General features: G+C 64.3%; 16 protein-coding genes and 1 pseudogene. 2 read left to right on the top strand and 15 right to left on the bottom strand.

Annotation, left to right across the window (positions count from 1 at the left end; all coding sequences use genetic code 11):
* Positions 1-56: 56 nt before the first annotated feature.
* On the top strand, positions 57-524 hold the full coding sequence (locus tag JWS13_RS14870) for a nuclear transport factor 2 family protein (RefSeq protein WP_241032198.1): 468 nt from the start codon (positions 57-59) through the stop codon (positions 522-524).
* 95 nt (positions 525-619) lie between these two features.
* Here the strand turns inward: JWS13_RS14870 and JWS13_RS14865 are convergent.
* The 8 genes and pseudogenes from JWS13_RS14865 to JWS13_RS14830 form a co-directional block, all read right to left on the bottom strand.
* A pseudogene (locus JWS13_RS14865) lies at positions 620-1079 on the bottom strand (pyruvate kinase); the annotation flags it as partial.
* Positions 1080-1949 (bottom strand): D-2-hydroxyacid dehydrogenase, encoded by an 870-nt coding sequence (locus tag JWS13_RS14860; RefSeq protein ID WP_206006309.1) that lies wholly within the window; start codon positions 1947-1949, stop codon positions 1080-1082. It lies immediately after the preceding pseudogene.
* A gap of 154 nt (positions 1950-2103) precedes the next feature.
* Entirely contained in the window at positions 2104-4215 is a 2112-nt protein-coding gene (locus tag JWS13_RS14855; protein WP_206006307.1) for an alpha-amylase family protein, read from the bottom strand.
* Between the two features lie 112 nt (positions 4216-4327).
* Complete coding sequence (locus JWS13_RS14850) at positions 4328-5170, bottom strand: ATP-binding cassette domain-containing protein (RefSeq protein ID WP_206006305.1); 843 nt, start codon at positions 5168-5170, stop codon at positions 4328-4330.
* Positions 5167-6924 carry a dipeptide/oligopeptide/nickel ABC transporter permease/ATP-binding protein gene (locus JWS13_RS14845; protein WP_206006303.1) on the bottom strand — a complete coding sequence of 586 codons (1758 nt, stop codon included), beginning with the start codon at positions 6922-6924 and terminating at the stop codon, positions 5167-5169. Before JWS13_RS14845 ends, JWS13_RS14850 begins: the two co-directional genes overlap by 4 nt.
* A complete protein-coding gene (locus tag JWS13_RS14840) occupies positions 6917-7864 on the bottom strand; it encodes an ABC transporter permease (protein ID WP_206006301.1) in 948 nt (315 codons plus the stop codon). Before JWS13_RS14840 ends, JWS13_RS14845 begins: the two co-directional genes overlap by 8 nt.
* 26 nt (positions 7865-7890) lie before the next feature.
* Entirely contained in the window at positions 7891-9414 is a 1524-nt protein-coding gene (locus JWS13_RS14835; RefSeq protein ID WP_206006299.1) for an ABC transporter substrate-binding protein, read from the bottom strand.
* 589 nt (positions 9415-10003) lie between these two features.
* Entirely contained in the window at positions 10004-10825 is an 822-nt protein-coding gene (locus JWS13_RS14830; protein WP_206006297.1) for a TIM barrel protein, read from the bottom strand.
* A 103-nt stretch (positions 10826-10928) separates the two neighbouring features.
* Here JWS13_RS14830 and JWS13_RS14825 point away from each other — a divergent pair, with 103 nt between their 5' ends.
* On the top strand, positions 10929-11600 hold the full coding sequence (locus JWS13_RS14825) for a GntR family transcriptional regulator (RefSeq protein WP_206006295.1): 672 nt from the start codon (positions 10929-10931) through the stop codon (positions 11598-11600).
* A gap of 142 nt (positions 11601-11742) precedes the next feature.
* Here the strand turns inward: JWS13_RS14825 and JWS13_RS14820 are convergent, their stop codons facing one another.
* The 7 genes from JWS13_RS14820 to JWS13_RS14790 all read right to left on the bottom strand — a co-directional run bounded on the left by JWS13_RS14820 (position 11743) and on the right by JWS13_RS14790 (position 21673).
* Positions 11743-12918 (bottom strand): glycerate kinase, encoded by a 1176-nt coding sequence (locus tag JWS13_RS14820; protein ID WP_206006293.1) that lies wholly within the window; start codon positions 12916-12918, stop codon positions 11743-11745.
* A gap of 63 nt (positions 12919-12981) precedes the next feature.
* Positions 12982-15069, bottom strand: a complete 2088-nt coding sequence (locus tag JWS13_RS14815) for an alpha-amylase family protein (protein ID WP_206006291.1) — start codon at positions 15067-15069, stop codon at positions 12982-12984.
* Between the two features lie 43 nt (positions 15070-15112).
* Positions 15113-16009 carry a cyclase family protein gene (locus JWS13_RS14810; protein WP_206006289.1) on the bottom strand — a complete coding sequence of 299 codons (897 nt, stop codon included), beginning with the start codon at positions 16007-16009 and terminating at the stop codon, positions 15113-15115.
* Positions 16006-18150, bottom strand: coding sequence for a dipeptide ABC transporter ATP-binding protein (locus JWS13_RS14805; RefSeq protein ID WP_206006287.1), 2145 nt, complete (start codon positions 18148-18150; stop codon positions 16006-16008). Before JWS13_RS14805 ends, JWS13_RS14810 begins: the two co-directional genes overlap by 4 nt.
* The gene (locus JWS13_RS14800) at positions 18143-19156 is read right to left on the bottom strand and encodes an ABC transporter permease (protein WP_206006285.1); all 1014 of its coding nucleotides are present in this window, start codon (positions 19154-19156) and stop codon (positions 18143-18145) included. The genes JWS13_RS14805 and JWS13_RS14800 overlap by 8 nt, the downstream gene beginning before the upstream one ends.
* Complete coding sequence (locus JWS13_RS14795) at positions 19153-20106, bottom strand: ABC transporter permease (protein WP_206006283.1); 954 nt, start codon at positions 20104-20106, stop codon at positions 19153-19155. The genes JWS13_RS14800 and JWS13_RS14795 overlap by 4 nt, the downstream gene beginning before the upstream one ends.
* 37 nt (positions 20107-20143) lie before the next feature.
* Positions 20144-21673, bottom strand: coding sequence for an ABC transporter substrate-binding protein (locus JWS13_RS14790; RefSeq protein WP_206006281.1), 1530 nt, complete (start codon positions 21671-21673; stop codon positions 20144-20146).
* Positions 21674-21677: the final 4 nt, after the last annotated feature.

Here is a 21677-nt window from a genome sequence, read left to right as displayed (position 1 = left end):
TCGGCTCCAGATCAACTGCTTTCGGTCGAGATGTGGACCGGGAGTATGCAGCAATCGTGCTCGAGAAGCTCTGCGCGATCGAGGACATCCGGCACTTGAAGTCGCGCTATTTCCAAGCGGTCGACGAGAAGGACTGGGCTGCCATCGAGGACATGTTCACCGCCGACGCGCAGGTCGATTTCGGTGGCGAGGGGCAATATCACATCGGTCATCACGGGGTCACAGCCGCGGACATCGAGCCGGCGGACGGGGTCGTCACCGGCGGCGCGGAGACGGCGCGGGTCATTGCGGGTGCGGTATCGCAAGTCATCTCGGTCCATCATGGGCACGACCCGCAGATCGAGCTGACCGGCCCCGACGAGGCCGTCGGGCGTTGGTCGATGTACGACTGTCTCGAGTACGCCGACGAAGTCATGCACGGCTACGGGCATTATCACGAGCGGTACACCCGCGTCGACAACCAGTGGAAGTTTGCTGCCCTGACCCTCACCCGTCTCCGCGTGAACTGGTCGCCGAAGGTCTGATGTGGCGGACCGTGGAGGCTGGCTACCGGAAGGACATCAGCCGTGATCCGCCGGAGATCGACAGCGGCTTGTGGCTGACCCAAGATCGCTGCCGCCTACGGCGAGCGCGTCGAACTCGCGCGGCAGTGGTCGTTTTCGCCGGATTCTGTGGACGTGAATCAGCTTGGTCGAGCCCAGGGTGCCGGGCGGGAACCCGCCATGATGGCAACGAGTTCATCCCGGCCGGTACCGGCCTCGCCCCAGCAACGCGTTGTCGACCTGCCGCACCATCGCATCCGGGCGTCGACCGGGTCGACGATGAAGGTCTCGGTGGCGCACGTCAGCGACAACTGGGTGTGCAACCGCGCCGTCATGTGCACCGTCTCCATCGCGTACCCGCCGATCGACGTCCCACCGGGGAGCATCGCCGCGTCCGCACCGTCAAGGACCGCGTTCGCGACATCGGAGGTCTCCGCGCGGGTCCGCCGCGAGTTTCTCGATCATCGACTTCAGCCTCTGCGTGGCCACGATCACCGGCTTCGCGTGCTTCCTGGCTATCTGAATGGCCCGCTTGCGTTAATATCCGGCCGTTGCGTCGACGATGTTGCGGAGCGGTTGGTCGTTGACGAATCGCGCCACATTGTCGAGGAGAATCTGCTCACCGCGGCGAGCCGTGCCGTCCGTCGTGGCGCCATTGTGTGGGGTGATGATGACGTTGGGGAGTGTCCACAGGGCAGACTGCGCGGGCAAGGGTTCGATCTCGTGCGCATCGAGACCCGCGCCAGCAAGCCGACTGTCACTGAGGCGCGCAATCAACGCGTCCTCATCGATGATGCCGCCGCGGGACACGCAGACGACAAACGCGTGTGCTGGCAGCATCGCGAGTACCGATTCCCCTACCAGGCCGGTGGTAGATGGGGTCAGGGGCGCGGCGACGACAAGGAAGTCGGCTTCGGCGGCGACGTCGACGAGATGGTCTGACGTGACAATCTGGTCGACGTCTTCGATCGGGTCGTGGGGGCGTCGTGTCACACCGATCACACGCATGTGGCAGGCGACCGCTTTCCGGGCGAGATCGCGCCCGACCGCGCCCATTCCGACGATGACCACAGTGCGGCCCGCGAGTTCGCCGTGAGGGTATCGGTCCCACTGTTTGTGCTGCTGAGCGCGGTACCAGCGGGAGGTATCGCGCCCTAGCATCATCATGAGCATGAGAGCGTGTTCGGCAAGTGCGATGCCTCCATTGCCGGCGGAGGACGTCAGGGTCACGTCGCGCTCGAGCAGCGACGGGGTGAGAAATGCGTCAATCCCCGCTGTCGCTGTATGGATCCACCGCAGCGATGGGTACGGTGCTGGATCCACCGGATGGGGGAGATTGACGATCGCGACCGTATCGGCTGGCGGGGTGCGCACGTCGTCGAGTGTGGAGGCCGTCTCGATGGCCACCGATCTCGCGGCTGTGCGTACCCGGTGTTCCAGGTCGGGATTCGAGGTCAGGACGACTATGCCCATTCGGTACTCCTTGTGAGAGAGGTAGTTCGCGGTGACGACGGCGCGTGGGTTGCGCCGGCACCGCGGTCGCTGCTCGACGTGCTGGGATTTACTCCCACGTGAGGTCAACAACTTCGAGTAGTTCGATGCTCGGTACGGTGAACTCGACGTGGCCGGCGATGATGTCTGAGGCGACTCCTGTGGGGGTCGTCAAAGTCCGGATCGTTGCGGTGGTCACGAAGTCAGGCACACGGAAGACGACCGTCTGTGGCCCGATGGGGCGATGGGCGCGCAGTTGTCCCCGCAGGGCATTGGGATTATCGAGGTTGACCAGCGACACGGTCACGCCTTTGGCAGATTCGCGAACGCCGATGTCGATCAGACCGTCCCCGGTGACCGTGACAGGTCGATCGTCGGCAAGCACCCAGCGAACGAGGTGGGTGATGAGGGTGCCGTGGTCGGATTGAAGTGTCTCCCAGAACAATGACGCGACGTTGAAGGAGACGTAGGCGGTGCGGCCGCCGCCCGCGTGCTCACGCAGCACGATCGCCGGGTCACGCGCCCGGTCGCGGGGATAAACTTCCTCCATCGGCAGATCGGGAAAGTCGGGGACGAACCGGAAGGGCACGGTGGTGTCCGCGGCGGCGCGGACGGGGACGATTGCAGTTCCTCCGAGGATCCGCGACGCCGGCGCGAAGGGTGCGGCGATCTCGTGCGCGGGGTCCATCACAGCCACGTAGTTGTTTTGAACGGCGCGCCGCGTCGGAGCAACCACTTCGATCCCAATCAGGTCGGCGAGCCCGTTGTCGGTCCCGTCCACGCGGTTCACGGCATCGGAGTCGACGAGAAGATTCCCCCCGGCGGCGACGAACCGACGCAGGAGAGCGACATGCTCTTCGGACAGTTCGGCACTTTCGGGAACCATCACGACGGAATATTTGCCGAGACGTTCCGTGGTGGCTGAATCGGCATCGACGTACTCGAACGGGATCCTGGCCTCGACAAGTGAATGGTAGAGGCCGTCCTCCGCCGCGTCCTCGCCGATGTAGACCGACAAGGGGGAGCCGGAAGTCTCCGGCGGCACCGAGTCGAAGATCGCGACCCGGGCGGCCGGGGTCTTGTCGCCGTAGAGGTCCTCGGCTCGCGCGTGCAGATCAAATGCCCGCGTGATCGGTTCCACCCAGCGTCTGTCGGGGACGGACGCATTGAACTTGGTGAACCATGGTTTCGCGTCGTGGACGAAGCCGTCGACAATCCATGCCTCCAACTCGGCAGCGGAGGCGACCGAATCCTTCCAGCGGTGCGTGTGATTCTCGGGCCCGACCGAACTGATCAGCGTGACCGGCCGGTCGGGATACATGCCTCGTGCCCGCTTGCCGACACGGCCCGCGGCCCAGATGGCCTCGCGCGGCGCCCGCCCTTGTTTGTCGACGTAGAACGCCGGATACATGTCCTTGACCAGTTCGGGATTGAGATCGCGGGTGAGCTTGCCACCCCGGTTGGGAATGAAGTTTCCTTTCGGGTTGATCTCGCGCACAGCCCGATCCCATTCGACGATCGTTCGGCTGAGGTAATCCGATCGCCAGGACACGAACTCAGCCCACTCCGGCGTCCTGCGGTCGGATCCCGTGGGCAACGACTTTCCGGTTGCGTCGAAGTATTGACGGCGGGCGCCTTCGCTGTAGGAGATGATGTCGCTTCCCTCCCACCGGTTGGCGAAGACGGCGTCGACGTCGTACTCCCGGGTGATCTCCCGGGTTACCTCGATGAGGAAATCGCTGTAGTAGGTGCTGAAGGGACAGGTCAGCCACACGTCGGGAAAGGACCAATGTTCGAGTGGATTGCCCTCCTCGTCCCGTGCTATCCATTCGGGGTGCGCCTCGGCGGCGTCGTGGTGGACGGCGTGGGGGTCCACCCTGGCCATGACATCCATCCCGAGCCGGCGGGCGTCGTCATTGACCATCCCGAACAGGTCCATGTCACCGAGGTGTCTGCTCTTGTAGTGATACGGCACTTGCGTCGGGTAAAAGGCCATGTACCCGCCGGCGCTGATGCAGGCACCGTTCGAGCGGGTGCTGCGCATGACCTCGACCCAGAACTCACGATCAAAGTGCAGGGGATCGTCCTCGACGAACGTCAGCTGCGTCCATCGCCGTGCACGGCGATACCAGGGTTCGTCGGTACCGGAGCCGGCGTGCGTTGCGCGAGTCTCGATAGTCACGCAGTCCTCCTCAATTCAAATTCTGTACGAAAAATGGCAATCGATAGACCTGTCTCGGGCGCCGAGGATCGACATCGTCGCGTGATCCTGCTGTCCACGGATTTCCGGGGCCTTATGTCCCTGCGGCCACGCCGCCGCAGAACGTGGCTCGGCTTTCGAGCCACGCCGCCCGGCGTTGACGCTGCTCGCGCGGATCCGCCACAGGCGAGGCGAGAAGCAGTCGCTTGGTGTAATCGTGCATGGGATTTCCTGTGACCGAGCGTGTCTCACCTTGTTCGACGATGTCGCCGCGGTACATCACCGCCACCCGGTGGCTGATATGGCGAACCACCGACAGGTCGTGCGTGATGAACAGGTACCCGACGCCGGTCTCGCGCTGGATCTCGATCAACAGATCCAAGATCACCGCCTGGGTGGTCAGGTCGAGCGCAGACACCGGTTCGTCACAGACGATCAGTTTCGGGCGCAGCGCGAGCGCCCGGGCAATCGCGACGCGCTGCCGCTGCCCACCGCTGAACTCCCGCGGAAGGCGACTACCGGCATCTTTCGGCAAGCGGACTCGGTCGAGTAGGTCGTTCACTCGCGCGGTCGCTTCAGCCCGCCCGACGCCCTGGGCCTTGAGCGGCTCGCTCAAGGTATCGGCGATCGTCAATGACGGGCTCAACGATGTGTACGGATCCTGGAACACCACTTGCACCGCCTGGGCGTGTGCGCGGCGCTCCACCTTGCTCATCGAGCCTGTGACCGGTCGTCCGGCGACCGTGACCGAGCCGGCCAAAGGCGGGATCAGGCCCAGCACCGCCCGACCGATGGTCGTTTTGCCCGAGCCGGACTCACCCACCAGCCCGAGTGTCTCACCGGTGTCCACTGCCAGGTCGACGCCGTGGACGACCTCCTTGGCCCGCCGCCCGCGCCCGTACCCGATCTTCAATCCTTGGATCTCGAGAAGGCTCATGCGGATACTCCCGTCGGCGCGTCGGATTCGCGGACCACATCGACGTCGAGGATGGCGTCGAGCAACGCGCGGGTGGTTGAGTCCTTCGGATGGTCGAAGACCTGTTGCGTCTCACCGGTTTCGACGATGACCCCGCTCTTCATCACAGCCACCCGGTCACACAGATCAGCCACGACTCCGAAGTTGTGGGTAACGAGCAGGACTGCCATACCGTGTTCTTCCTGTAGATCGCGGAGCAGTTCGAGGATCTCCGCCTGGACCGTGACGTCGAGCGCAGTCGTCGGCTCGTCCGCGATGAGCAGCTCCGGCTCGGGTGCGATCGCGCCGGCAATCAATACACGCTGCGCCATGCCCCCGGAAATCTGATGGGGATAGGAGTCGAAGGTTCGGGCGGGATCTGCGATGCCGACCTTCTCGAGCAGCTCGAGCGCATAGGCCTTCGCCCCGCCCTTCGTCCGCGAGGTCGTCGCCCGAATGCCCTCGACGAGTTGTTGTCCAATAGTGAACGAGGGGTCGAGATTGCTGCGCGGCTCCTGAGCGATATAGGCGACCGAGTGGCCCAATGCCGCGGCGCGCGTCTGAGAACCACAGGGTCGACGCAGCGCCAACCGTAATGATCCGGCCGCGATCCGCGCCTCTGCCGGTAGCAGGTCGAGGACGGCGAATGCGGACTGCGATTTACCCGAACCCGACTCGCCGATGAGACCGAGTACCTCGCCACGGGCGACCGTCAACGACACGTCGTGCACGACCCGCTTCCAGCCATGATCGGTGCGATATTCAACCGCGAGGCCATCGAGAGTGAGGACAGGTTCGTCACCCTGTGCGGTGACGATCTCGACGTCCAGTCGGGACGCGCATTCTTTCCGCCGCATGCGCGGCTTGCTTCCTTCGAGGGTATCGCGCAGGCAGTTGCCGAGCACGATCAACGCCGAGACCACCAGAGCCAGCGCAATACCCGGCCACACCAGCTGTACCGGTGCGATGTAAATGTTCGTGAACGCTTCGAGGAGCATGCCACCCCAGCTGGGTGTCCCGGCGTCACCCAATCCGAGGAACTCGAGTCCCGCTTGCAGCGCGATCGCCACCCCGGCCGCGAACGCTGCCTGCACGATGATCGGGCCGCGGACCGCGTACAACACGTGCCGCGCGATGATTCGGGTGTCGCCCAGACCGGACACCCGTGCGGCGTCGACATAGTACTCGTTGCGGACTGACATCGTCATCGCCCGGACAAGGCGGAAGAAGTTCGGGGCCAGCAGAATTCCCAGGGCGACCATCGCCACACGCTGGTTGGAACCAACGGCTGCATAGAGCGTGATGAGCACGATGATGCCGGGCACTGCGATGAGTATGTTGGCGATCCAGGATCCGATCACGTCCGCGGTCCGGCCGTAGTATCCGGCCACTAGCCCGGTGATCACGCCGAGCAGGACTGCGACGATGGTCGCGATCAACGCGGCTTGGACCGTGGCCTGGGTGGAGTAGATCAGCCGGCTGAGGATGTCACGGCCACTGCGGTCGCCGCCGAGCCAGTACGTGCCGTTGGGCAGGGAGTTCGTCAGCCGCAGATGTGTCTTGTCGGGATCGAATGGTGCCAGAACGGGCGCGAGGATCGCGACCAGCACGATCAGAAGCAAGACCGTTGCCGATGCCACAGCGACCGGTCGGCGCGCCAGAGTGCGCAGGGTCCCGACTTTCGGGCGTGGTGGTTCTACGGGACCGGTGGATACGAGAGCGGTGGTGTCAGACATCGATGCGCACCTTCGGGTTCAAGACACCCTGGAGGATGTCGACAAGGAGGTTGACGACGACCACCACGACAACGGTGAACGCGACCGTTCCCATCACCACGGGAACGTCGCCGCGGAGGGCGGACGTGGAGGCCAGAATCCCGATTCCGGGCAGGGCGAAGACGCGCTCGATGATGATGACACCACCGAGCATGCCGATGAACTGGAGGGACAGGACGGTCAGGGCCGGACCCGCTGCGTTCCGGAGGGCGTGCCGGTAGAAGATGGAACGATCGGAGATGCCTCTACTGCGGAGCGTACGGATGTAGTCCAGTCTCAGCACGTCCACCATGGATCCGCGGATCTGCTGAGCGACGGCACCGATGCCGCCGATTGCGAGTGCGAGCGCTGGCAGGGTCGCCGTTCCCAGCCATCCGACAACCGAGTCGCCGATCGACACGAACCCGGTCGGTGGGAACACCGCCGGCAGCGGGATCGCCACGACGAGGACCAGGACCAACGCGATCCAGTAGCTCGGAAGAGCGAACCCGATGACGGATAGGGACTGCACGGCACTGTCTATCGCACCACCTCGGCGGGCTGCGACGACGCCGGCGACGATGCTCGCCGCCAAGATCAGCACCATCGCGAAGAGCACCAGGGACACCGTCACCGGTACTCGTACGGCAAGCGCACTCCATACCGATTCTTCGGTGAAGTAGCTTGTTCCGAGGTCGCCGGTGAGGGCACTTCCCAACCAGTCGAAGTACTGAACGAAGACCGGCCGGTCGAGACCGAGCTGGGTGGTCGTGGCGGCGATGTCTTCCGGGGTCGCGGTTTCGCCGAGAATGTTCACGGCGATGTTGGTTCCGTTCGCGAAGACCATCGCGAAGGTGATCGCCGTGACGATCAGAATGAGCGCGGCACCGGTTGCGAGCCGTCGCGCGATGAACATGAGCATGGTCAATTCTCCTCGAACCGATTCGGTCAGTCAGCCGGCGCGGGCGCGGCGGGCGCGTAGTTCTGCAGAGGCAAGATGTTGACGCCCAACTGCGGCGTCACCTGAATCCCGTCGATATGACCGATCAGTTGCGACGAATTGAAAAGCGGTACGTACCAAGCATTGTCGAACAGATACTGTCCGACCGCCTTCTCCGCCGCAGTCCGCTCTTCAGGGGTGGCATACTGTGCAGTTTTCAGCAACGCGTCCAGTTCCGGCGTCTCGATATGGAACGGATTGAACGGGGCGTCCGGGAGTATGTGTCGACTGAAGTCCAACCACGCCGCGTCCTGGGAGTAACGGGTCTCGGTTGCCGAGTACTTGCGGGAAAACAGGAGCGAGTTCACCTGGTCCGCCGGGACTGCCTCGAACCGGGCACGGATTCCGATCTCACTGAGGGAGTCGATGATGATCGGCTCGAGATACGAAACGACCGACACGCTCGGCATCACCAGGTCGAATCCGTCTTCGTAGCCGGCTTCCGCCATCAGCTGACGTGCACGCTCGAGGTCATAGGGGTAGCTGTGTCCGTCGTAGTACGCAGACGAGCCGTCTCGGAACATCTGGCTGTTCGGCTCCACTGTGCCCAGCATGAGGTACCGGGCGATCGCTTCGCGATCGAATGCGAGATTCATCGCCTGGCGGACCCGACGGTCGGCCAGGGCGGGTGTGAGTTCACCGTTGCGGTCGAACAGGATCATGCCCTCCCACGCCGAGGATTGCGTGGTGACCTGGAAGCCGAGTGTTTTCATTTCCGCGACCGACTGCGCGTCGATCAAGGTGGCATCGACCTGTCCCGATCGCAGAGCGTTGATTCGAGCTGTCGGGTCCAGCAGAATCTTGAGCGAGATTTCCTCGAACGGCCATGCTCCGGGATTCCAGTAGTACGGGTTGCGGACGTAGGTGTACTCGACTCCGGGAGTGGTCCGGCCATTGTCCAGGACATATGCTCCGGATTCCGCGGGGTCGAGAGCAACGTTGGACTTGTCGAACTCGGCGGGGTTCGCGATCGCCCCGGACGTCGAGGTGAGCTTGTAGAGCAGGCTGGGATCGGGCTCGCTCAGATCGAGTATCACGGTCTTATCCGTTGTTGCCGTGATCGCAGTAATTCCGGCGAGGTTTCCGGCGTCCGGACCGCCACCGTTGCGGAACCGGTCCATGCTTGCGACGACCTGGTCTGCCGTGATCGGTGACCCGTCCGCAAACCGCAGGCCGTCGCGGAGATTAAGGGTCAGGGCCGTCCGGTCTGCGTCGTAGCTCCAGTCCGCCATGTTGGGCTGCACCTCGCCGCCGGGCTCTCGTCGAAGCAGAGTGTCGTACACCGGCGCCCAGAACTGGACCGCGGTCCCGGGGCTGCTTTTGAGGCCGACTGGATCGAACGAGCCGGCCTCGGCGGTCACTCCGAGTGTCAGCACGTTCGGATCGGAATCGGCGATCGTGCGACATCCGGCGAGTGTCGCAACAGCTGCCGCGCAGATCGCAACGAAGCCGATGGTCTTTTTGAAGGGCATGGTCTTCCTCACTGAGATGGGGCCGGTGCCAGAGACGGCCAGCTCCCCTTCATGTCAAGAGGGAACGTAGAAATTGTGATTAGGACGATATTCCGGATTGCTATACAAGTCAACAAATCTGACAACTTTTGACGCAATCAAATTGCGCTCCGATGAACGCGTTCACGGCGTCGAGATCCGGCGTCGCGTTCACTCGCCGAGCGGATGGATTCTTGCCCGCCGATCAGGGCGCCGAAAGAGCATGAAGTGACGCGGGCGGGCACGGGGTCTGGCGCGACGGCACTCTTCGCAAGAGATGAATACTGCTGCACCGCAATGCGATCTGGTGTCTTTCTGCGGGCTTCTCGTGCGGTGTAATGGATGTTTGGTCCGATCCTTGCGGCGACCGGCATTGTTGATGCTCGTAAAATCGGCCCAGTCCAGCGAGAACTATTGCTGCCCAGTTCAACCCAGGAAACTCACGTGCGAGCACCAGGGCTTGGCTGCGTCGTACGGCCGTTCTCGAATGTGCCCCGGACGTTTCGCCGATCGGCGATCGGGCCACGGGGCCATCCTCCGAGCCCTCGAGCGTTGAGGTCAGCCGATTGGATCAGGCCGGGGTGTTGGTCCGGCGAAGCCAGGTCAGTGACGCAGAGGTGGTGGGTGTGCTCGGCTTGTATTCGACTCCGACTCGTCCGGTGTAGCCGGCCCGCGCCAGGGCGTCCAGGCATGCATCGATCGGAAGTTCGCCGGTACCGGGTGCGCCGCGCCCGGGATCGTCTGCGATCTGGACATGACCGATGCGGGCGGCGTGGGTATCGGCGGCGGCCACGATGTCCTCACCGTTGTGCCCGAGATGGAAGGTATCGAACAGCAGCGCAGTGCCGGCAGCATCGACGTAATCGTCGAGGAAGGAGAGCGCGTCACCGATCGTACGAATCGGATATGCGCCGTTCAGGTCGTGCGCGAGCGGCTCGAGCAGAATGGTCCCCCCGAGGGGCCTGAGTGCGGCGACAGCCTCACGAAACGCCTCAGCGGCAACCTCGGCGGCCGCGCCCGGAGACTGCTCCGAGGCGAGCTGGCCGTAGAGCAGGTTGAAGTGGCGGCATCCCGTTGTGGCGGCGATGTCCGCGACGAGCGCGATGTTCGCCCGGAGTTCGTCGTGGCGATCGGCGTGCACAGCCATGCCCCGCTGACCGGCCGCCATATCGCCGGCCCAGAAGTTCAACCCGGTCAGGCGAACCCCGGCCGAGTCGACCGCGGCGAGAAACTCGTTGAGGCTTCGGCGCGGAGGAGTCGGCGTCGCAAACGGCCACCAGGTTTCCACGGCATCGAATCCGGCCGCACGTGCGGCGGCGAAGCGATCGAGGTAGTCGTACTCGGTGAACAGGATCGACACGTTCGCACTCAATTGGTGCCTACGGTATTGCATGATGACCTCCACTTTGTTAGTCAAATATTCTCGTAACTCAGGTATACGAGACTGGTCGGCAAGTAGATGCGACTTGACAGGCCGGATATGACACCATGTGTGTGTGCCTCCGACCACCTACTCCCTCGAGACGTCGTCGTTGGTCGACGCGTTGTATTCATCCATGCGGACTCGGATCATCACCGGCGAAATCGCTCAGGGTGAGCGCCTCACCGAAAAGAGGATCGCGACCGAATACGACGTCGCACGTCCGACCGCCAAGGCGTGTCTGGAACGCCTCATCGTGGTAGGGCTCGTCAGGCGCTCAGCCCACAAGACCGCCGTGGTCCCGACACTCGGGGAAGCCGACGTTCGGGATCTGTTCTTTACGCGCGAACTCGTCGAAACTGCCGCAGTGGCGATATTGGCCGAACAGCACCCCACCCCGGCAAGTGTGCGCCGCACCCAGGATGCAATGGAGATCGCGACCCGAACCGGTGTCTTCGAAGACCAGGTCGCAGCGGATATCGACTTCCACTCGAGCCTCGTCTTGGAAACCGGCAGCGAGCGGCTGGTTCGGATGCACGACCTGATCCTCGGCGAAGTGCAAATGACGATGGGACTGCACTCGGCACACAAGGTGGTCTCCCCATCGTCTGTTGCGGCCGAGCACGCGGCGGTCATCGAAGCAATCGATGCCGGTGACGCCGATCTTGCCGCCACCCGCCTGCGGGACCACCTCGACGCCGCTCGTGAGCGTTTGCTGGCCAGACTGAAGGCGGAGCGGGCGGAATGATTCGGCCGTCGCCCGCCCCGGATGCCGACGCTATCGCCTGACACGAGCCCAAGGCGTCCACACCCCGAGTGTGAACGGAGCCCCCACGGCCGACGCCGTCCGCCGGCATCCAGACCACACAGGTATCCAGCGCTGATCCGGGTCACGACCACGTCTGCGCCACTTCCGCGACACCCATGTGGTGATCGCCGGCGAGATGATGGCGGATCGCTGTCTGGGCTGCGCGAGTGACCCACAGCGCTGGTTCGGTTACCGCCGCCGCAGCCGATCCCGCCTCCGCCAGGGTGCTGGCCGCGACACTGATGCCGTTCGCGGCCAGGCTGTGTTCGTCGACCGTGAGTTCGCCGACGACCGCGAGCACCGGGATGGAGCGTGCGCGGGCCCGCCGGGCGAGTGCGATCGGCGCCTTGCCGGTGATCGACTGGTGATCGAGTCTGCCCTCACCGACGACCACCAGATCAGTGTGGTCGAGCCGGCGATCGAGGTCGAGAAGATCTGCAACCCGGTCGAAACCAGACTCGAACCGTGATCCGAGCGCGGCGTAGAGTCCCCCGGCGACACCGCCCGCCGCGCCGCCCCAGGCGATCGAAGCCGCGTCCCGGCCGGTCCTGTCCCGCAGCGCCGTGGCGAGGTTTGCCAAGCCGGCGTCCAACTCCGCCACCGTGGCAAAATCCGCACCCTTCTGCGGGCCGTAGACCGCTGCCGCACCCGTGAGACCGAGCAGCGGAGCCTCGACATCGCAACATGCCACGATCTCCGCCTCCCCCAGTCGAGTGTCGAGTCCGGCGAGATCGACCTCGGTGATCGAGCGCAGGTTCGCCCCATTGGGTGTGATCTCCCGGCCATCAGGACCGAGAAACCGGGCACCGAGTGCATGAAGCAGCCCGGTGCCACCATCGGTGCTCGCCGATCCACCGAGCCCGAGGGCGATCCGGCGAAACCCCTGGTCCAGGGCATCGAGGATCATCTCCCCGGCGCCTTCGGTGTTCGCCAGGCGCGCGGTCTCGATGCTCGGCTCCAGAAGTTGTAGCCCGCACGCCGCGGCGAGCTCGACAACCGCCCAGCCGCCGATGCTTGCCCAGTCCGCTCGGAACACCCCGCCAACAGGGCCTTTGACGCTGCACGAATGCCGCAGTCCGCCGGCGGCGTCGACGACATCGACGGTCCCTTCCCCGCCATCGGCGATGGGGAGTTCCTGGACGACGGCGTCAGGCATCACCGCACAGATCCCGGACGCAATGGCCGAGGCGGCGTCGACGGCTGTCAATGTTCCCTTGAATTTGTCCGGGGCGATGAGTATCCGCAGCGACTCAGCCATGTCGCACCGTTCCAGAGACGCTCGGTAACACCCATTGGGTCATGAGAATTCGCTTCCACTCGCTCACGTGAGAGTCAGAACTTCGAACAGGCCGATCTCCGGCAAGGCCACGGTGACTGCCGCGCCCTCCGACGACGACTCGGGATGTAGATCCGCGCCAGCCACCAGAGCGCGAACCGATTGGATCTCGCCGTTCCGCAGAGTGAGGCGATGACCCGCCTTGATCGTGACGGGGTCACCGAACGACTGGTGCCGGAGCCCGGTGAGGTTGCGCAGGTGGATCACCATGCCGGTGGCCGAGCGGCCCACGACAACCTCCACCTGCGCGGGCAGGTCAGTCTCGACCTCGAGTCGACCCCCCAGCAGCTCGCGCGCGGCATCTGCAAGGACATCGCCCAACCCGCCGAGGCCCACTTCCCGATAAGCGCGGCCAGGGGTCCACGGGAGTGCGATGGTTCGACCGTGTCCGTGTGCGAACTCGAGCCACGCGGGATGATCCACAGGGAGATGCCCGTAGCATTTTTCCGGTGGCCCGTACGGTGCCCGGGAGAGGACCGACATTTCAGCTGTCGCCTGAGCTTTCGCGCGAACCACATGGAAGGCACCCAAGATCGGCAACGGCGATGCGGCCGCACCCACGGAATCGTGGCGCACGACGGCGGAAGACCAAGTCGTTTCGGGGGTGTCCATAGTGACCAGCCGTTCGGCCACCCCGCTCGAGGCCAGCTGAGACCGGTCGGTGTCCAACCCCGTCGCCCCGATGATCAGCAGGGCACCACCTCGCTCGACGTATGCGTCAAGCTCCCTCGCGGTCGAGGAATCCAGGACACCGAGATCGGGCAGCACCAGCAGCGCGTACCGATCGAGTTCACCAGATGCGCCGAGCTCGGCAAGACGGATCTCCGGTAGCGCATCGAAAGGAATGTGACGCTCGAGTAGCGCCGTCCATGCCCCCTGGAACTCGGATTCGGCGTGAGCCGGGTCGGATCCGCCCGGCTTGAGCGGGTCCGGTCGCACGATGGCGGTACTCGCAGCCGGAACCAGGCGGGTATAGACCTCCGGATGGTCGCGGTGGAAGCGGGTCACACCCGATCCGGCTGCCAAGCAGTCGTAGTCGAAGTCGTCTTGGGTGCCCATGATGTACGTCGAGGGAATCGCCCCGCGAGTGGCGGCCTGCAGGAGATACTGCTCGAACATGCGCGGCTCCTCGCTGACCAGCCGATACGGCATGTCCAGGAACGCCACCGAGTTGACCAATACCGGAACATCCGGTCGGTAGCTGCGAGCCACACTGACCCATTCGGAGGTCTGGTGCGGCCACAGTGACCGGCCGATCGCGTTGTTCGCCTCGTGGAAGACGATGTCCGCGGTGTCCCCCATCACCAACGGCGCCTCCGGACGGCGAGCCGCGATGAACTCGCGCACCCGCCCCAGGAGCCGATCCATCGCGTCATTGCTCAGCCGCTGCCAGTGGGTATATCCGGGAGAGTCCGGTCCCGTCGGCAACATTCCCCCGAGCTGCGGAGCGAATGCCGACTGGCAGGGCAGGCACTGGCACACCCCCCGGTACCGTTTGGCGTAGTCGACTTCGTTGTAAGTCATCCAGTTGAAGAAGAACCCGTCGACGTCGTATGAGTCGAGGATCTCGCCGATGACCTCGAACAGTTTTTCCTGGTAGTAGGCGCCGCTCGGGCACACACTGGTCAGGCCGTTGTAGACCTGGCGGGAGCCGTCCGGGGCGATGTAGCTCCACTCGGGGTTCGCTTCGGCGATCGGCCGGGCCACTTTGGAGAAATCCATGCGAGCGAGGACGCGGACGCCGCGACGGTGCGCTGCGATCAGGGCATCTCCGAGGAGGTCGCCGGACTGTCGTTGGTCAAGAACAGGATTCGGGCTCTGGTGGTGAAGCTGCGTCGGATAGTTGGAGATGATGCCGCCGACACTGATCAGCCAGGCGTTTGCGCCGTATTCCTGGATCTGGTCGAGGGTCCGCTCGACGTCCAAGCTCGCATCGATCTCCCGGATGTTCGTCTGGAACATCTGGAATGGGTCCTTCCACCACAGGTTATGCCCGGTTGTGTCCGTCGATGCGGCCGCCTGGGCGCGTCGGGCAGAGGTGGAGACCAGTTCCGGCTCGGCGATATTCGTCATGTGTGGTGGCCTTTCTGTTGGTACGGCTGTGCGGATGGCGCGATCACAGGACCGCGATTGCGTTGGCTGGAGATCCGAATGCACCGCGAACGTTCAGGGGCACGCTGATCAGGGCGAACTCGTATCTGCCCGCGTCTCGGGCGCGTCTGACCAGTTCTTCGAGCGCCCACAGTTCACCCAGGTGAATGCCCAGATGCTTGAGGGCTACCGTGTGGAACCGCCCTTCCGGCATCGGGATCGGCTCGACCGACGGGTTGTCACTGACCAACGCGAAGACCTCGGTGTCGGCCCACAAGTCGAGTGTGTCGAGCGTGAAACCAGGTGCGATCGCCTGCCCAGCCTCCCGCAGGAAGGCGCCCGACCGTTGCCGCGCCTCGAAGCCGGTGAACAGCACGACGGCATCACCTGGTTCGGGGGTCAGTTGGTGATGGGCGAGATAGGCCTCGACGTCCCTGCGAGTCACGTCGCGGCCATCGGGCAGATAGTCGGCATCATCGCCGGCCAGGAAGGCGACCATGTCGAGGACGAGCCCGCGGGTAACCACTCCACCGGCGATCAGGTCGATTCCCAGTGTCTTGGCTCCGAATTCGGGGTGGGTCTCCGTCATCGTCCGGCCGCCAAAAAACACGTGATCGTCCGTGGGCTCGATCGCACCCCAGTGGGCTAATGCGTCCCAGTGGCTGGTTCCCTGCATCGCGACCGTGATGACGTCGTCGTTGACGACGACATGCGAGCCGTCCGATCGGGGCCGCACATTGTTATGCATGCGCGCGATGTGCTGCAGCGGAGGCCGCCCCACTGGCGGGTCAACCAGAGGTGGCTCGTCGAGGCTTCGATTCAGGGGAACGATTTCCCCGGTGCGGACCAACGACAACGCGCGCAGGGTAGTGGTCGGCCCGAGGTGGCGCAGCGGCGCGGGCTGGGTGAGCGGCTCGGTCACGGTTGCATCCGACTCTGCTGGAAGGACGGCATCTCTACGTCGGTCGGGATGCGTGCCGCAGGGGTGGTGAGCGGGAAGTGGCAGGCCACCCGTTGTCCCGGTATGACTTCGCGCAGCAGAGGTTCCTGTTGAGCACACACGTCCTGTGCAAGGGGGCAGCGTTTGCGGAACCGGCAGCCCGAAGGCGGGTTGGTCGCCGACGGTAGATCGCCGACGATCGCCTCGGCGGAGATCGTGCGATCCGGGTCGGCGACGGGAGCCGAGTCGAGTAGGGCACGCGTATACGGATGGGCGGGGGCTGAGTAGATCGTCGCGGCGGCACCGACCTCGACCAACTTGCCGAGGTACATGACCCCGATCGTGTGCGAAATGTACTGCACCACTGAAAGGTCATGCGAGACGAAGACGTAGCTGAGGCCGCGCTCGCGTTGCAGGTCCTTCATCAGGTTGAGGATCTGCGCTTGGATCGACACATCGAGCGCGGAGACGGGCTCGTCGGCAACGACCACCTTCGGTCCCAGCGCCAGCGCTCGGGCCAACGCGAGGCGCTGTCGTTGTCCTCCGGACAGTTCGTGCGGGTAGCGGTCCGCCATGGCGCGGGGAAGCCCGACCATGTCGAAGAGCTCGGCGATGGAGAGATTCTGGCTGCCACGTTCCCCGATTCCCTGCACGGCGAAGGGCTCCCGCAGCAGTTCCAGTCCGCGTCGGCGCCCGTTCATCGACCCGGACGGGTCCTGGAACATCAGGTGCACATCGCGGCGCCTGCGGCGCAGCTCTCGACCTCCCAGCGATGTCAGATCCGCGCCCGACACCAGGATTCGTCCGGACGTCGGTTCTTCGAGGGCGACCATCATCCGGGCGAGTGTGGACTTGCCGCAGCCCGATTCCCCGACGAGTCCGAATGTTTCGCCGGCGGGCACGGTCAGGGACACGTCTGCGACGGCGCTGACTCGGCCACGATGTTTGGTGAACAATCCGCCACCTGGCCCGAGGTAGTCCTTGACGACGTGCTCGAGCTGTAGTGCTGGTATCGCCGGGTGGTGGGTCGTGTTTGCCGCGGGTCGTCGCGAGGTCGCGGGGGAGTGGTGGGTCTGGTTCGTGACATCGGTTTCTACCGGGTGGATGCAGGCGTGCAGATGCAGTGGCGTCGTCTCGACGAGTGTCGAATGTGTTTGCGTGCAGTCCGCCGAGGCTTGCGGGCAACGTGGTGCGAAGCGGCAGCCAGGTGGTGGGTCGAGCAGGTTGGGGGGTGTCCCGGGGATGGATCGCAGTGGTTGATCGGCGCCGGTCACTCGGTCGGGCAGGGCTGCGAACAGCCCTTCGGTGTAGCGGTGCCGCGGGTTGCGGAAGAGTTCACTGGTCGGAGCGGTTTCAGCGACCCCGCCGGCGTACATGACCACGACCCGATCGGCATGCCCTGCGATCACGCCCAGGTCGTGGGTGATGAGGATGACCGACATCGACAGTTGGCGACGCAAACGGTCGATGAGGAGCAGAATTTGCCGCTGGATTGTCACGTCGAGCGCGGTTGTCGGTTCGTCGGCGATCAGAAGCTTCGGCCGACACACCAGCGCGATTCCGATCGCTACCCGCTGGCGCAGCCCGCCGGACAACTGATGGGGATAGCTGCGCAGCCGATTGGCAGGATCCGGAATTCCAACCAGTGTCATCGTGTCGATGACACGTTCACGGATCTCGCTGCGATTGAGATCGGTGTGCAACCGAAGCGGCTCGGCGACCTGGTCGAAGATGGTCATCGTCGGGTTCAGCGCGGTGAGGGGGTCTTGGAAGACGACCCCGATGTCCTTGCCGCGGATTCTTCGCAGTTCCCGCTCGTTCAGAGTCGTCAGGTCGCGTCCGTCGAATCGAATATGACCTTCCGATACCCGACCGTTCGGAGGCAGGAGCCCGGCGATCGAGAACGCGGTCATACTCTTTCCGCACCCCGATTCACCAACGATGCCGAGTGCTTCGCCCGGCCCGACAGTGAGGTCGACTCCGCTGACGGCGGTGACGACGCCGGCCTCGGTGTCGAGTTCGGTACGAAGACCGCGGACTTCGAGCAACGGTCCCGATGATGCGTCGGGGTCGGCTTCTGTGTGCTCGAGGACGGTCAGGTTCGATAGCGATGGTTCAAACAACGTCGTCGCCCTTCGTCAGGGAATCGGTGGCGGCTGCCATGGCAGGTACCGGCACCGCGGTGGCCCCTCGGCGGCGAGCCGACGGGCGGCGCTGTCCGACGAGCTTGGTGCGGATGCGGGGGTCGAGTGCATTGGTGAGGCCGGCGGCGAGCATGTTCACCGCGAGCACGAAGACCGTCAGGATCAGGCCGGGTGCGATCGCGAACACGGGTGCGACGGCCAGGTACGAACGACTTTCCTGGAGCATGTTTCCCCAGGACGGCGCCGGTGGTTGGGTGCCGAGTCCGAGGAAGTCCAGCGACGAGGCGATGACGACCGATACCGAGATTGCCGTGGCCATCTGAACCACCATCGAGGCTGCGATGTTGGGAAGGATCTGCCGGCCCACGATCCAGGAGGTGTTCGCGCCCATGCCTCGGGAGGCCTGAATGTAGTCGCGGGAGGTCTCTTCGAACGTCTCGGCGCGGGCCAGGCGGGCAAATAGCGGCATCGTACCGATTCCGACCGCGAGGCCGACGGAAAGCACCCCCGGACCGAGAATGACGACCGTGCACACACCGACCAAGACCAGAGGGAAGGCGAACACGATGTCGCACAATCGCATTACGGCTGCTTCGAACGTGCCGCGGTAGTAACCGGCGAGTACTCCGAGGATGATGCCGATCGAGCCGCCCACCAGAACCGCGACGGTGCCGACGATCAGCGCGGGACGCACGCCATACAACAGCCGACTGAGGACGTCGCGACCGAGATCGTCGGTGCCGAGCCAGTGAGCACCACTGGGACCGGCCAGTGCTTGAAAGGGATCGACCAGAAGCGGGGGGTGGGGTGCGAGCCAAGGTGCGAACAGGGCGATGACAACGAAGAACACGGTCAGCACAGCCCCGATTGCTCCGGCAGGCTGCCGGAGCAAAGCCTTCAGCGTCTCGCGGCCAACTCGCCGCCGCGGACCGAACGGACTTTCCGTGGGGGCTGTGCGCCGCGTCGGGATCGAACTGGTTGTCATCGGGAACCTCCGAGCCGGATGCGGGGGTCAATGAGGGTGTAGCTGAGGTCGACCAAGAAGTTGACGACCACGAAGACCACGACATAGATGAGGAGGACCGCCTGCACCGTCGGATAGTCGTTGGCGGTCACCGACCGCACCATCAGCGAGCCCAGACCGGGCCAGGAAAAGACCGACTCGACTACGACCGCACTACCGAGAAGGCCCGCGAAGCTGACCCCCAGCACCGTCACAATCGGCACCAGCGCGTTGCGGAACACGTGGTCCCGAACAATTCGCAGAGCCCCGGCGCCCTTGCTGCGAGCGAGCCGGATGTGATCACCCTCGAGTATCTCCAGGTAGGACGCTCTCACGAACTTCGACAGGGAACCGCCCACGCCGATAGCCAGCACGATCCACGGCAGTATCAGCGATTGCACACCGCCGATCGGGTCGTGGATCGGGTCGATGAAGCCCCCGACAGCGAGCCACTTCAACGAGACACCGAACACCAGAATCAACAGCAATCCGACCCAGAAACCCGGCATACCGTAGAGAAGTGAGGCGAATCCGGTGACGCCGGCATCGATGCCCCGACGTCGTGGCACCGCCGCTGCGATTCCCAATCCGAAACCGATGGCCACCGACAACACGGCCCCGCCGAGGACCAGCCAGAGGGTCGGTACGATCGTCGGCTCGATCAGGGAGAAGACTGAGGTCTGCGCCGTGAACGATTTGCCGAGATCGCCAGACAGTAAGTTCTGCAACCAGATTCCGTACTGCACCACCAGTGGACGGTCGAGGCCATATTGTTCCCGGACGGCGGCGATCGTGGCCGGAGAAGCGTCCGGGCCTGCCACCGAGACCGCCGGGTCTCCGGGGATCAGACGCAGGATCGCGAAGATGAGGATCGTCGCGGCGAAAATCGTGAGCAGGCCCTGGCCGGCCCGTTTACCGATCAAGTTCAGCATTGGGCGCACACCTCTTTTCGGGATGATTGGCGCGGTGTCATGCCGCGCTGGTGATGGATGTCGCGACGACCATCCCGAACGGATCCACGTCGAATGAGTCGATACCGGGACGCACCGCGTACAGGAAGGGCCTGGTAGCGATGGGGATCACGAAGGCCTGGTCGACGAGGTAACGGTTGATCTGCTGATAGGCGGCCAGCCTGTCATCCGGATCGAGTTCCGTCTGGGCGGCATCGACGATCCGGGCGTACTCGGGGTCGGCGAATTTCTCGAGTGTGGCGCCCGGGGTGAACGTGGCGGTGATGAAGATCAAGGCGGGATCGGCGTTACCCCAGGGGACCCAGTCCGCGGACAACTCGTACTGTCCACCGATGATGTTGGACGAAAACACCGTTCCCGAAACATTTTTCACCTTCAGGCGAACCCCGATTTCGGCGAGGTCCTGCTGCCAGAACTGAGCGAACCGGGTCTGTTCCGGCTGTCGGACCGAGCTCACGTCGATCGTGAGGTCGAGACCGTCGGGGTAGCCGGCTTGCACCAGTAGATCCCTGGCGTGCGCGAGGTCGTGCTCGCACCGCCCGACCTCGGGTGCAAACACCGGTGACGAGGGTGGGTAAATGCTGCGGTTGGGCTGAGTCGTACCGTCGCCGGTGAGCTGCGTGAACGCGTCGCGGTTGATCGACGCCGCCAGAGCTTGGCGAACCTTCTGGTTCGACAAGGGGCCCGACGATGTGTTCACGCGGATCATGAAATTGCCGGGTGCGTCGGTGGAGACAACACGATTTCCCTGCTTGCGGAGCGACGTCACCTGGTCGAACGGGGGAAATGCCAATGCCTGGATCTGACCGCTGCTCAGTGCCGCGGTGGCCGCCGAGACATCCGAGTACACCCGAACGTTGAACGTCGACATCGATGGCCGACGTGTGGCATCCCAGTAGTTCTCGTTGCGGACCAGGTTCAGGTGGTCATTGGGGACGAACTCGGCAACCTTGAAGGGGCCGGTCCCGACGGGTCGAGTCGCGAGATCGGACGTCAGGTCGATGATCGGAACCACGGCCAGGGTGGACAACAACTGCGGAACGGGTGCCGGGAAACGAATCTGAACCGTGTTCGGATCGAGCGCGATCGGTTGGCCGGGCCGGAGCACGGCATTGCCCGCCACCTTGTGCGCCGGATCGGCGGCCCACAGCAAATTGTCGACGACCACCTGGGCGGTCAACGGAGTGCCATTGGTGAAGGTGACGCCGGGGGTGAGATGAAAGGTGTAGGTTCGAGACCCCTCCGCCACCTCCCAGGTCCGGGCCAAACTCGGTTTCGGATCGGGATCGATCGTGACCAAGGTGTCGAACAACGCCTTCTCCCACACCTGAGTCGAGGAACTGAACGGGTGCGGCGACAGGTTGTTGATCGGAGATGTCTGTCCGATCGCGAACTGCCCGGTCGCTGCCCCTGTCAACCCCGTGGACTGTGGGCGACACCCGGAGAGGGCCAGAACGGCGATCAGCGCCGCGACCAGCGCGACGATCAGGGAACCCCTCGACCGAGGGAGGGGAGCTTTCACTGCCATTGCA

Origin of the sequence: Rhodococcus pseudokoreensis (assembly GCF_017068395.1) — a bacterium.
Classification (GTDB): Bacteria; Actinomycetota; Actinomycetes; order Mycobacteriales; family Mycobacteriaceae; genus Rhodococcus_F; species Rhodococcus_F pseudokoreensis.
Note: the sequence above shows the minus strand (reverse complement) of the source record. Positions and strands in the feature narration are given on the sequence as shown.